The 11,674-nt window shown below is 47.1% G+C and carries 13 protein-coding genes; 8 read left to right on the forward strand and 5 right to left on the reverse strand.

All coding sequences use genetic code 11. The features are described from left to right. Positions 1-39: 39 nt before the first annotated feature. Positions 40-939, forward strand: a complete 900-nt coding sequence (gene truB / locus ACYQ2E_RS05315; RefSeq protein ID WP_460017037.1) for a tRNA pseudouridine(55) synthase TruB — start codon at positions 40-42, stop codon at positions 937-939. After that, entirely contained in the window at positions 936-1,847 is a 912-nt protein-coding gene (locus tag ACYQ2E_RS05320; RefSeq protein ID WP_460017038.1) for a bifunctional riboflavin kinase/FAD synthetase, read from the forward strand. The genes truB and ACYQ2E_RS05320 overlap by 4 nt, the downstream gene beginning before the upstream one ends. 371 nt (positions 1,848-2,218) lie before the next feature. Here ACYQ2E_RS05320 and ACYQ2E_RS05325 read toward each other — a convergent pair whose 3' ends face one another. After that, positions 2,219-3,250, reverse strand: coding sequence for a lactonase family protein (locus tag ACYQ2E_RS05325; protein WP_460017039.1), 1,032 nt, complete (start codon positions 3,248-3,250; stop codon positions 2,219-2,221). 119 nt (positions 3,251-3,369) lie between these two features. Here ACYQ2E_RS05325 and tpiA point away from each other — a divergent pair, with 119 nt between their 5' ends. The 6 genes from tpiA (at position 3,370) to ACYQ2E_RS05355 (ending at position 7,589) form a co-directional block, all read left to right on the forward strand. Next, entirely contained in the window at positions 3,370-4,122 is a 753-nt protein-coding gene (tpiA, locus tag ACYQ2E_RS05330) for a triose-phosphate isomerase (protein ID WP_460017040.1), read from the forward strand. A 117-nt stretch (positions 4,123-4,239) separates the two neighbouring features. After that, positions 4,240-4,494, forward strand: a complete 255-nt coding sequence (locus ACYQ2E_RS05335; protein ID WP_460017041.1) for an AbrB/MazE/SpoVT family DNA-binding domain-containing protein — start codon at positions 4,240-4,242, stop codon at positions 4,492-4,494. Beyond that, complete coding sequence (locus tag ACYQ2E_RS05340) at positions 4,488-4,832, forward strand: type II toxin-antitoxin system PemK/MazF family toxin (protein WP_460017042.1); 345 nt, start codon at positions 4,488-4,490, stop codon at positions 4,830-4,832. Before ACYQ2E_RS05335 ends, ACYQ2E_RS05340 begins: the two co-directional genes overlap by 7 nt. 58 nt (positions 4,833-4,890) lie before the next feature. Beyond that, positions 4,891-5,466 carry a hypothetical protein gene (locus ACYQ2E_RS05345; protein WP_460017043.1) on the forward strand — a complete coding sequence of 192 codons (576 nt, stop codon included), beginning with the start codon at positions 4,891-4,893 and terminating at the stop codon, positions 5,464-5,466. A 64-nt stretch (positions 5,467-5,530) separates the two neighbouring features. Then, entirely contained in the window at positions 5,531-6,655 is a 1,125-nt protein-coding gene (locus ACYQ2E_RS05350) for a C45 family autoproteolytic acyltransferase/hydolase (RefSeq protein WP_460017044.1), read from the forward strand. A 43-nt stretch (positions 6,656-6,698) separates the two neighbouring features. After that, entirely contained in the window at positions 6,699-7,589 is an 891-nt protein-coding gene (locus ACYQ2E_RS05355) for an AraC family transcriptional regulator (RefSeq protein WP_460017045.1), read from the forward strand. A gap of 34 nt (positions 7,590-7,623) precedes the next feature. Here ACYQ2E_RS05355 and xerS read toward each other — a convergent pair whose 3' ends face one another. The 4 genes from xerS to ACYQ2E_RS05375 form a co-directional block, all read right to left on the reverse strand. Continuing rightward, a complete protein-coding gene (gene xerS, locus ACYQ2E_RS05360; RefSeq protein ID WP_460017046.1) occupies positions 7,624-8,679 on the reverse strand; it encodes a tyrosine recombinase XerS in 1,056 nt (351 codons plus the stop codon). 229 nt (positions 8,680-8,908) lie between these two features. Continuing rightward, entirely contained in the window at positions 8,909-9,700 is a 792-nt protein-coding gene (locus tag ACYQ2E_RS05365; protein ID WP_460017047.1) for an SDR family NAD(P)-dependent oxidoreductase, read from the reverse strand. A 48-nt stretch (positions 9,701-9,748) separates the two neighbouring features. Further along, a complete protein-coding gene (gene murB / locus ACYQ2E_RS05370) occupies positions 9,749-10,687 on the reverse strand; it encodes a UDP-N-acetylmuramate dehydrogenase (protein ID WP_460017048.1) in 939 nt (312 codons plus the stop codon). Positions 10,688-10,696: 9 nt separating this feature from the next. Beyond that, a complete protein-coding gene (locus ACYQ2E_RS05375) occupies positions 10,697-11,338 on the reverse strand; it encodes a deoxynucleoside kinase (protein ID WP_460017049.1) in 642 nt (213 codons plus the stop codon). Positions 11,339-11,674: the final 336 nt, after the last annotated feature.

Consider the following 11,674-nt stretch of genomic DNA (forward strand, 5'->3'; position numbering starts at 1 on the left):
AAATGGCGGAAGAAGCCATTTTTTGTTATAATTTTAAAGATGGACGGAATACTAAATGTTTACAAAGAAGCCGGCTGGACTTCAAACGACGTGGTGCAGAAGCTCCGCGGCATCTTAAAAACCAGGAAAGTCGGGCATGGCGGGACGCTGGACCCGGCAGTGACGGGCGTTTTGCCGGTGGCTGTCGGCAAGGCCACGCGCCTGCTGGAGTACATGGACGGGGGCGGGAAAATCTACGAGGGCGAGGTCACGCTGGGCTTCTCTACCGAAACTGAAGATGCCGAAGGTGCTGTGGTTGAGCGTAAATCAGTCGCACCTGAAGAGCTGACTGAAGCAGAGGTAGACGCCGCAATGACAAGCTTTGTCGGCAAGATTCATCAGACGCCGCCGATGTATTCTGCGGTCAAGGTCAACGGCAGGAAGCTTTACGAATACGCTCGCGCCGGCCAGACAGTAGAGCGGCCAGTGCGCGAAATCGAAATCAGAGAATTCAGCCGAACTTCAGCGCTCGAGTTTAATGCTGCGGATAAAACGCTTAAATTCCGTTTCCGGGCGGCTTGTTCCAGGGGCACATACATTCGGACACTGGCGGTCGATTTGTCCGCAAAACTCGGCTATCCCGGGCACATGTCAGGGCTCCAGCGAACCATGGCGAATGGCCTGGACATTGGCTCCGCCAAAACATTGAAAGAAATCGAAGAAGCACGTGACAGCAGCTCTTTGAGCGATATCCTCCTGCCTCTGAAATTCGCCGTGTCAGAACTCACGAAAGCTGAGCTCAGTCCATCAGACTTTGAAGACATCCGTGTCGGAAAGAAAATAAAATCCCCTCAGCTTGCTGAAATCGGCGAGCCTGTGGCTGTCTTCTACGAGAACCAGCTGGTCGGCGTCTGCCTGCAGCTTGAAAATGAACTAAAACCAAAGAAAATATTAATATGAAAACAATGAATTTTGATGAAGAGAGTGACGGATTCCGCGAAAATACAGTCCTCGTCCTTGGCTACTTTGACGGTCTGCACCGCGGTCACCAGGCACTTTTTACCGAAGCCAGGAAAATTGCCTCGGTTTTAAATCTGAAAGTCGCCGTTTTGACTTTTCCGGAAAAAGCAGTGCTGACGTTCAAGCGCTTTGAGCCTGAAATGCTGCTGAAACTGACTTCGGACAAGAAACGTGAGGCACTGTTTGCGGCCAACGGCGTTGACTATCTTTTCTACAAGCCTTTGACCTCCGAATTCGCCAAATCAACGTCCAGAGAATTTGTCGAAAATTACTGCAAGAAACTGAATCCGCAGGTCATTGTGACAGGTTTTGACTACACGACTGGCTCTGACATGGTCAATCTGGAATCTACGGACGACATTCGTGTCGTTCATGTGCCTGAACTCACTGAGGGCGGCGGGAAGATTTCTTCTAGTCGAATCCGTGATCTGCTCAAGGCAGGAGACGTGGGTCAGGCCAATCAACTGCTAGGCTACGAATATGAAACGACTGGCATTGTGGTACACGGCTTTGCCCGCGGGCGCGACCTGGGTTACCCTACGGCCAATCTGGTCATCAAAGACTATATTCACCTGCCGGCAGTCGGTGTCTACACTGTGGATGTACTGCGCGGCGGCGTGCGCATGCGCGGCTTTGCGTCCATCGGCTATAACGACACTTTCGGCGGCAAAGAAAAAACCATTGAAATCAACATCTTTGACTTTGATGAAGAAATCTATGGCGAAAATCTGACCGTCCTCTGGCTCGAGCGCATCCGCGGCATGGTTAAATTTGACAATGTTGAAGCTCTAATTGCACAAATGAAGCAAGATGAAGAAGTCGCAAGAAAATGGAAAAACGAGGTTTAATCTGCCTCGTTTTTTTGAATTTTTTTGTCATTTAATTGAGTTCACACAGAGCTAAAGCTCTGGCAATTTCTAGAAGCTAAAGCTTCTGAAATTGTCTGCGTCCTACGGACGCTGTTGTCGACTCTCGCTACGGCGCTGAAGCGCCTAGTCGAGTCGCAGCACGCCTGAAGCTAGAAGATTAGAAAAGCAGGCTGTTGCGGCTTCAGCCGCTTACAGATCGCTTTCCCCACCACCGTGGGATAAATCGGAACCTGCCCTACGGGCAGAACCGCGATTTCCTATCTGCCCGAATGGGGCTGCTGTCGACTCTCGCTACGGCGCTAAAGCACCTAGTCGAGTCGCAACTCTTTACGCTTCAAAGCGGGCGTGCTTCACATCTTGACTGGAAGCACACAGGTAATCTCAGGCGCGTAGAAGTCTTTCTGGAGCAGTTTCAGCTTGCCTGTCTTCTGGTCGCGCTTGAACAAAGTCAAATTGTCAGAATCCTGATGGGCGACCAGGATAAATTGCTCGTCGCCGGCAAAATTGAAGTCGCGCGGAATGTTTCCCTCAGTTTTGACAACATCCATGAGCTCAATTGAGCGACCGTCAGCAGCAACTTTATAAACGGCCAATGAATCATGTCCGCGATTTGAGACATAAAGGAACTTTCCGTCCGAGCTCAGACGAATCGCTGCAAGACCGTTGAAGCCCTTGTGATGCGCCGGCAGCGTCGTCGTTTTCTGCAGCAGACTGAATTCGCCGTCGCTGTATTCCAGTACCTCGACGGTCGAATCTAATTCGCAGGCCAGGTAAGCTGTTTTGCCGTCTGGGGAGAAGGTGATGTGGCGGTCGCCAGAGCCTGGAGCTGACTGGTAAACGCTGAATTCGGTCAATTTACCGCTTTCTGCAACATCATAGACAGAAACGGAGTCATTGCCCAAATCACAAACCACCAGTTTGTTGTCCGGTGTCAAGTTGGCATAATGACAAAGTGCACCTGTTTGTTCAGGTTTTGGCCCATGATGGTCATCATGCTTGACTGTATCAACCAGTTCAATCGTTCCGTCTTTTTCCCGTTTATAGACACGGACTTCACCTTCGTGATAATTCGCGCCGTAAACCAGGTTGCGCGCCTCATCAACAGCAACATAGCAGTTGGAAGCGCCTAGAGTCATGACCTCGTTGAGCGGTGTCGCTTTTTCACCGTCGAAGCTGAAAGCGGCAGTGCCTCCGACTTTCCCTGCGCCAGCCGCCACGGTATAAAGATGGCCGTGCGCATCCAGGGTCAGGTAGGTTGGATTGCCGACACGGGCAACTTCAGTGAGCTGCGCCAATTCGCCTTTTTCCGTGTCCAGCAAAACACTGTAAACGCCCTGAGATTCACGCTTTGTGTAGCCCGAAAGTAAAATCTTTTCAATCATAATATTCTTTTTTTTTAACCTCTTTCCTCAATCTGCTATTGTCCGCAATAGTCACTTAACAATTTTATCATAAAAAATGATAAAATATAAGGGATTAAAAATTGAAAGAAGGAAATTTTATGTCACGTAAACCGCTTATTGCCGGTAACTGGAAAATGAATAAGAACCTCAAGGAAGTTTTTGCCTTTATTGCCGGGATTGACGGCAAGCTGCCGGACCCTGAAAAAATCGAAGTCGCAATTGCAGCCCCTGCATTGTATCTGGTTCCGCTTGTGCATCACCGCGGTCAGAATCCATACGCCGTAGCTGCTGAAAACGTCTATTTTGAAAACTCTGGCGCGTTCACAGGCGAAATTTCGCCAGCGATGCTGGCTGCTGAAGGCATTGAATACTCTATCATCGGCCACAGCGAGCGCCGCGAGTATTTCCACGAGACTGACGAAGACATCAACAAAAAGGCTAAAGCGCTGTTTGCTGCTGGTGTGACGCCGATTCTCTGCTGCGGCGAGACTCTGGAGACTTTTGAAGCCGGCAAGACTTCTGAATGGGTTTCCGGCCAAATCGAGGCTGGGCTGGCTGGCTTGACAGCTGAGCAGGTTTCAAATCTGGTCATTGCTTACGAGCCAATCTGGGCAATCGGTACAGGTAAAACGGCGACGCCTGAAATTGCTGACGAGACCTGTGGTGTGGTGCGCGACACGGTCCGCAAGCTCTATAGCGACGAAGTGGCTGAGAAAGTCCGCATCCAATACGGCGGCTCAGTAAAACCTGAGACAATTGCTGAATTGATGGCGAAGCCGAATATTGACGGTGCTTTGGTTGGCGGTGCCAGCCTTGAGCCTGAGAGTTTCCTGGGCTTGCTGAATTTCTAAAAATATTGAAAAGTTACCTGTTCTAGGTAGCTTTTTTTCTCCATATTCATAGTAAGCAACAGAATTGACATTTTTTCAGGAAAAGTATATACTGTATATACACAAAGGAGCTCTGTAATGGAAAAATTAACACTCAATAGATGGGGGAATTCACAAGGAATAAGAATTCCTGCAAAACTTCTGCAGCAGCTGCAGTGGACTAATGCTAGGACTTTTAATGCGGAAATCTCTGAAAATCACCAGCTCATTCTGAGTGTCGCTGAGGACCAGGATGACGGCTCGCTTGCTTATTTATTTAAAGAGTATGAGGATGACGGGATACGCGAACCTCTGATTGATTTTGGTGAAAGTATGGGAGAAGAAGCGTGGTAGAGAATGGGATAAAGCCAAAACAGGGAGATATCATCTGGGCAAATCTGAATCCGAAAAAAGGGCACGAACAGCAAGGTTTCCGCCCTTTACTTGTCCTGTCCAATAATATTGTTGCAGATTATACAAATGTGGTACAGGTTGCGCCGATTTCAACAACACGACGTAGACTCCCATTGTACTTGGATTTGCCGCCGGAACTGGAAACATCTGGAGCAGTCTTGCTTGATCAGATTGTTTCAATTGATTACACTGCAAGGAATGCAAAGTTTGGAGAGAGAGTTCCTGAAGATTTTTTGAACCAGGCGCTGGATATTGTTCGACGCATCTTCACGCGCTGATTTTTAAACTTCCAAAAGTTTCAAGTTTTTAAATTTTACTTACTTAGTAGGAGAGAGTATGCAATATCTGGTTTTCATCGGAGCCGCGATTTCTCTGGGAACAGCGATTCCTTATATCATTAAGACAATTAAGGGAGAAGTGCGGCCGAACAAGGTCACTTGGCTGCTCTGGTCGTTTGGCCCGCTGGTTGGCGCCATTGCGGCTTTTTCGACAGGTATTACCTGGTCAGCCCTGCCCGTTTTTATGGGTGGCTTTACACCATTACTTATCTTAGCAGCCAGTTTTGTCAATAAAAATGCTCAGTGGCGGCTGAGCAGATTTGACTATATTTGTGCGGCGTCTTCAATCCTCGTGCTGGTCGTCTGGTTTTTGACCAAGGATCCAAACTGGGCGATTGCCTTATCGATTCTGAGCGATGCACTGGCAGCAGCACCAACCGTAGCAAAAGCCTGGCTATACCCGGAATCAGAGCACGTCTCAACCTACTTAGGCGGCATCTTCACACCGCTGACCAGCTTTTTCGCCATGAAAGTCTGGAACTTCGCCTCGCTAGCATTCCCGATATATCTGACTTTAGTGAGTCTCATCATCGTTCTCGCCATTGAGCATAAGAAGTGGCTGAAAATTAAATAGCAGAAAATATCATGCACAGCTTCTGATCTTTCGATATACTCATACTAAGAAAGGAAATGAATGCATGAAAACAATACATACACACACAATTAATCTAGAGGGTACAAACACTGAGATTGGTGCTGCACTAGGACATACTGTAAAAGAGGTCCCTGCCTTGCGAGCACTTCATAGTAATAATAGCGCGATAGAGGCTTTCAGCAGTAAAGAAATGAAAGAAGCCGCGGAACTTTTCAAACGTTATTGCCCAGGTCTTAATGAGGAACTTTCTGAATTTGCAGAAGTACTTGGAGTTAAACGTGAACAGCTTTTCTTTTACGCCATGACTTATCTCACCCCTCGATGCAGTCATATTGCATTGCTGCCGTCTCGCACTGCGGATGGGAAAATGCTCGTCGCCAGAAACTATGAGTTCAGTGATGAGATGGAAGACTTTTGCCTCGTGAGAACTGCCGTAAAAGGAAAATATACGCATATCGGCACATCGGTTTTAAATATAGGAAGAGATGACGGAATCAATGAATGCGGATTGAGTGTGACATTCGCCTCCTGCGGTTTTCCTGTCGGCGCCTTGCCGAATATGCGGGCGCCGAAAATCAAGGGACTCCAGTATTGGGCAGTCGTCAGAACACTTTTGGAAAACTGCCGTGATGTCAATGAAGCTTTGTCTTATCTTGAGGAGATGCCTGTCGCTTCCAACATGAATCTGCTCCTGGCAGATAAATCGGGCAGTGCCGCACTTATTGAAACAATTGATGGTCAGACGGCAACGCGGCGTATTGATCACTCAACAGAAGATCAGCTGATTTTCGCGACGAATCATGCTATTCTGCCGGAATTGTTCCCTCTTGAGCCTGAAATCATGACTCATTCCCAGAAGCGCTATGATTATATTGCGCAGGAACTCGCAGGCGACAAAGCTATTACCTGTGAAAAGCTCAAAGCAATGATGCTGTCAAAATATCCGAATGGACTAAGTACAGATTACTTTACTGAGTTTTTCGGAACTACAAAGAGTATGCTTATCTCTCCGACAGACGGCATGATTGAGCTCTGCTGGGGTGGAAACCCGGAAAACGGCTGGGAGAATTTCGATGTCAGTAAGCCGCTCGAAAATACTGAAAAAGAGATTAAAATCAATATTGAAAAAGCAAGTCCTGGTACTTGGGGACTTATGCCTCGCAGCTAATGAGCGGGCGCTCAGCTTTAAAAGGTCCCCTGAAGGAGAAAGAATGGATTATCGTGAGGCACTGGTACGAACCGTGAGCTATATTGAAAACCACTTGAGTGACGATGTCAAAGTGGAAGAGGTGGCAAGAGCAGCAGGGTATTCCTATTACCATCTTAATCGGCAGTTCACCGCAGTTCTAGGGGAAGGAATCGGCAGCTACATCAAAAAACGGCGCTTGGCAGAAGCAGCCAAGCGCCTTCTTTATACGGATGAAAAAATAATCGACATCGCCATGGAGAGCAGTTTCGAATCGCCTGAGGCTTTCAGCCGCACTTTCAAAAGCATCTACGGCGTCAGTCCGAAAAGCTATCGTCAGAACCGTTTAAATATACTGCTCGGGAAAAAAGACCAGTTGGATACGGATTTGATTGACCACTTACTCGTCAATGTAACCGTTCATCCGAGAATTCTGGAACTTCCGGAGATCAAGACCGCAGGGCTCCGCGGAGAAACCAGTCTGCAAGACAACAAGCTGCGGAAACTATGGGAAGAGGCAAGCCGTCAATTTTCGCAACTCCCTCATCGTGTGACAAATGGCCGCGGATTTGGAATATGCGAAGCCTGTAATGAGAACACACTCTACACAATGACAAAGGACATCATGTTTTCTGAGGTAGCGGCGGCAGAAGTGTCGTCCTATGATGGAATCCCCGAGAATTTTGTCTGCAAAACTATCCCCGGCGGACGTTATGCCGTCTTCACCCATAGAGGCACACTGGAAAAACTGTCGCAGACTTTTGACTACATTTGGGGAACCTGGTCGCTGCAATTGCGGGCAAAAGCCGGCGAAGAAATAGATGGGGAACGAGAGGACTTTGAGCTCTACGACGATCGATTTCTAGGCTACGACAATCCCGACTCGGAAGTTGATTTGTATATTCCTATGAAGTAGGAGGGAAATGATTCGCTGACGCGAATTCATAAACTTACAAATTATCAAGCGCATTTTTTTGTTCCTCATTGACAATATGCGTATACAAGTCCGTCACCTGGGTACTCGCATGCCCCAGCTGATGTGACACCAGCACCTGAGAATTAGTTTGAGCATAGAGGCGTGTGCCAAGAGTATGGCGCAGTTTGTGCGGCGTCACACGAACTTTGAAACCCTGTGAGTATTTCGCGACAAACTTCTCAACCGAGGAGTTATCGATGCGAGAAGAAGTTCCCCGGTAAATCGTCAGGAAGAGCGCTGTTTCCTTCTTTTTCGGCTGATAGCGTTTTTCACGGATTTCCAGATAGGCCTTCAGATAGGGCTTGGCAAACTTGGCAATCGGTACGGCATCACGCTTTCCGCCCTTTCGTGTGACTTCGACCACCATTGTGTTGATGTTCAAATCACGCAGATTGACGCCCACCGCCTCAGACAAACGCACGCCTGAAGCCAGCATGAGCGCAATCATGGCCAAATCACGTTCTTTATTTTTCTCAAAGCTTGATTTTGCACGGTTTGATAAAGAATTCACATATTCGTTAGAAATATAGTCAAGAAAACCTTGCGTTTCATCGCCCAGAAAGAGTTTTCCCTTAATATTTTCCGCACGAGCCGCTAAAGTCTCGTGTTTTTTTGCGGTTTTCACCTTTTTCATGACGTTGCGGTAAAAATAGGGCTCGCCATCCGCTCCCTCGACCTCCTCGGTCAGGAACTTATAAAGGCTGGAAAGTGCTGAAATCGTGCGGTTAATCGTCGTCTGCGAGACGCCGAAGCTGTTCGAATCCGTATTCAGCAAAGGTCGCTCGCGCAGATAAAGAATGAAGGCCTCTAAATCCTTTTTAGGAAGATTTTCAAGGGTTTTCAGCGTGATTTTATCCGTCACGCCGGAGTCGGTCAGCCAGCTGAAAAATCGTTCGTATTCCTTCAGATATTCATATAAAGTGTTGAGCGAATAAGAGGCCGCCAGTTTTGACTGGTAATACTCCAGAACAAAGTCGGGCATTTGTGCCTTGAGTTTGTCAATTTTTTCGATTAATAATTCACGTTTCATGATAATAGAAGTATATCACAGGGATATATTTTTGTCAAGAAAATTATAGTTTTTCGGAAAGATAATACGAGAGAGCTACCTTTTGCCGTATTTGAAATTGTAACGCTGATAAGTCTCTAAACGTTATGTTTGAGCTCTTAACAATCAATTTTGTACACCATAAACATTTTCGTCTTAACAAAAAATGGACACTTTATAATCAGTGTCCATCAATATGATTCACATTTGTTTAAAAAATCGTCGGTACCAGCCCGCCGTCCATGCGCAGAGCTTCTCCTGAAAAAGCACCAGCCAGAGGACTTGCGACAAAGCAGACAAAATCGCCGATTTCACGCGGGCGGATGAGCCGCTGAATAACCGAACTTGAGCGATTGGCTGCCATAAACTCTTTTTCAGCCTCAATCGGCGCTAAATCAGGATACAATTTCAGCAGCATATTAATTACGCCTTCGGTTAGTGTTGAGCCGGGCATCACTGTATTAACCGTGACGGACGAGGCGCGCGTCTCCCAGCTAAGTGTCTTTGCGAGGCTCAAATTCATTGTCTTGGTCATTGAATAGTGCGGCATTTCGGGACTTGGCATAATAGCAGCTTCGGAGGCAATAAAAATAATACGGCCATTATCGTCCTTTGCCAGCATCTGCGGCAGGTAAAAATTCGACAGAGCAAGGCCTGCCAGGCTGTTAACCTCAAAATAGTAACGCCAGTCATCAAGCTCCAGCTCCTCAAAAGTTGCCGGCTCGAAAATTCCCATATTATTAATCAGGATGTCCACTTCAGGGAAAAGCTCGAAAAGCTCCTGTCGCTCTTTTTCAACAGAAAGGTCGAAAGGCGCAGCCAGTGCCTTAATCGCAGGGAATTTCGCCATTATTTCAGCTGAAACCTGCTCTACAGCAGCCATCGTGCGCCCATTGATGATGACGTTTACTCCTTCTGCAGCCAGCGATTCTGCAATCGCACGCCCGATTCCCTTAGTTGAACCGGTTATCAGAGCGGTTTTTCCGTTTAATTTCAAATCCATTTTTGTACCTTCCTTTTCTATTTATAAAACTCTTAATCGCTAAGCAAATCAGCGATTTTGAGTTCTTTCACCTATAATTCTTACTTCAGGCTCAAGTGTGATACCTGAAGATTTTTGGACTTTTTCGATGACATATTTAATCAAATCTTCGTAATCCGCCGCAGTTCCCTGAGCGACATTGACCATAAAACCCGCATGCTTCGTCGAAACTTCCACACCACCGATACGATGCCCCTGACAGCCTGCCTGCTGAATCAGCTGCCCGGCAAAATGCCCCTCCGGCCGCTTGAAAACGGAGCCGCAGCTCGGATATTCCAGCGGCTGCTTGCTCGCACGCTGGGCATTCAAGTCATCCATCCGCGCCCGAATCATCTCACGATCCCCCAGCTCAAGCCGGAAAGTCGCCGACAAAACAATCAGGCCCTCTTCCCTTATTTTAGAACTCCGATAGCCAAAATGCAAATCGTCGCGCCCCAGCACCGAAATCTCGCCCGTCTGCGCATCCATCACGGACGCATTGACCAGAACATCCTTAATTTCGCCGCCGTAAGCACCCGCATTCATAAAAACAGCCCCGCCGATACTGCCGGGAATCCCGCAAGCAAACTCAAAGCCCGTCAGACTCTGCTCCAGCGCATATGCGGTCACATCTTTCAGCTTAGCCCCCGCCTGCGCCGCAATCTCATAACTGATGCCCTTCTGCGCCTCACCGACTGTCAAGCCGGACACGCTGACCTTGTCCAGCTGGTCAAGCAGAATCACCAGGCCGCGAATCCCGCCGTCCCGCACAATCAGATTGCTGGCATTCCCCAGCACAGTCACAGGTGTGGCCGATTCCCGGGCAAGTTTTATCAGCGCAGACAACTCATCAAGCGAACGCGGAAAGACCAGAAAATCAGCCGGACCGCCGACCTTCGTGTAAGCATAATCAGACAGCGGCGCATCAAATTTAACATCAAAATCCGCAAGTTTTTCTTTATTCAACATAGCTCTATTTTAACATTTATTTCCAAGCTTCACCAGCTCAGCATCAACCATTGCCAGAACCTTCTCCAAATCCTCTGCCTTATTCACAAAATCAACTCCATCCCCATTGATTCGAATCTTGGGCGAAGCCTTATAACTCTCATACCAGCCGGGATACTCCTCATGGACCTGCTTGTAGTAAGCCTTCAGCTCAGGCTGCTTCTCAAACTGCTCATAGTCACGGCCGCGGGCCTCAATGCGCGCGAGCATGGTATCAAAACTGACATCAATATAGACCAGTAAATCCGGAGCCTTCTTCGGCATACCCGCCAGCTCCTCCATCATATTGGCCAATAACTCCTGATAAATCTCCAGCTCAGTTTTAGACACATTGCCGTTTTTGTAATTCAGTGTCAGAAAAAGCTCATCCTCAAAAATCGAGCGGTCGAGGACGTTGTTATCCTCTCTATAAGCCGCTTTGATAGACTCAAAGCGCTTGTTCAAGAAATAAATCTGCAGCAGGAAAGCATATTTCTTCGGGTCTTTATAATACAAATCCAGCACAGGATTATTATCCACAGATTCATAGAAAACCTCCGTGCCCAGATGCTCACCCAGAGCCTTTGCCAGACTGGATTTGCCAGCGCCGATAGTACCTGCTAAAACAATCAAAATTTTTCTGCCTCTTTCTACTAAATGTGCTCAAAATTCACAGTCTAAAGTATAGCATATTTTGCTTATCGTTAAACTTTATTCTGCTTTAAAGAAAAAACACGCTACATAGAATCGTCACATGCCGTAAGACTTTACAAAACTATTTTTGTGAAAGAGCAAAGTTCTTGATTTTTGCAGTACTAGTTTTCATGTGTTTCCTTCTTAAAAATAAAAACTTTTTTATACGGTTACATTATACATCTAATTAATTTTATTATCAATATTTGTTTATCTAATGTCACGTGAAATTTCCCGATTTCTTTTAATAAAAGGACGTTAAACAAAGAAATGTCC

This window comes from Lactovum odontotermitis, assembly GCF_054658595.1.

Bases quoted from the DNA above. Each gene is read 5' to 3' on its own strand.
- ACYQ2E_RS05350 (WP_460017044.1), top strand. From the start codon at position 5,531: ATGAAAACAATACATACACACACAATTAATCTAGAGGGTACAAACACT.
- tpiA (WP_460017040.1), top strand. From the start codon at position 3,370: ATGTCACGTAAACCGCTTATTGCCGGTAACTGGAAAATGAATAAGAAC.
- murB (WP_460017048.1), bottom strand. From the start codon at position 10,687: ATGTTGAATAAAGAAAAACTTGCGGATTTTGATGTTAAATTTGATGCG.
- ACYQ2E_RS05355 (WP_460017045.1), top strand. From the start codon at position 6,699: ATGGATTATCGTGAGGCACTGGTACGAACCGTGAGCTATATTGAAAAC.
- ACYQ2E_RS05335 (WP_460017041.1), top strand. From the start codon at position 4,240: ATGGAAAAATTAACACTCAATAGATGGGGGAATTCACAAGGAATAAGA.
- truB (WP_460017037.1), top strand. From the start codon at position 40: ATGGACGGAATACTAAATGTTTACAAAGAAGCCGGCTGGACTTCAAAC.
- ACYQ2E_RS05325 (WP_460017039.1), bottom strand. From the start codon at position 3,250: ATGATTGAAAAGATTTTACTTTCGGGCTACACAAAGCGTGAATCTCAG.
- ACYQ2E_RS05365 (WP_460017047.1), bottom strand. From the start codon at position 9,700: ATGGATTTGAAATTAAACGGAAAAACCGCTCTGATAACCGGTTCAACT.
- xerS (WP_460017046.1), bottom strand. From the start codon at position 8,679: ATGAAACGTGAATTATTAATCGAAAAAATTGACAAACTCAAGGCACAA.
- ACYQ2E_RS05345 (WP_460017043.1), top strand. From the start codon at position 4,891: ATGCAATATCTGGTTTTCATCGGAGCCGCGATTTCTCTGGGAACAGCG.
- ACYQ2E_RS05320 (WP_460017038.1), top strand. From the start codon at position 936: ATGAAAACAATGAATTTTGATGAAGAGAGTGACGGATTCCGCGAAAAT.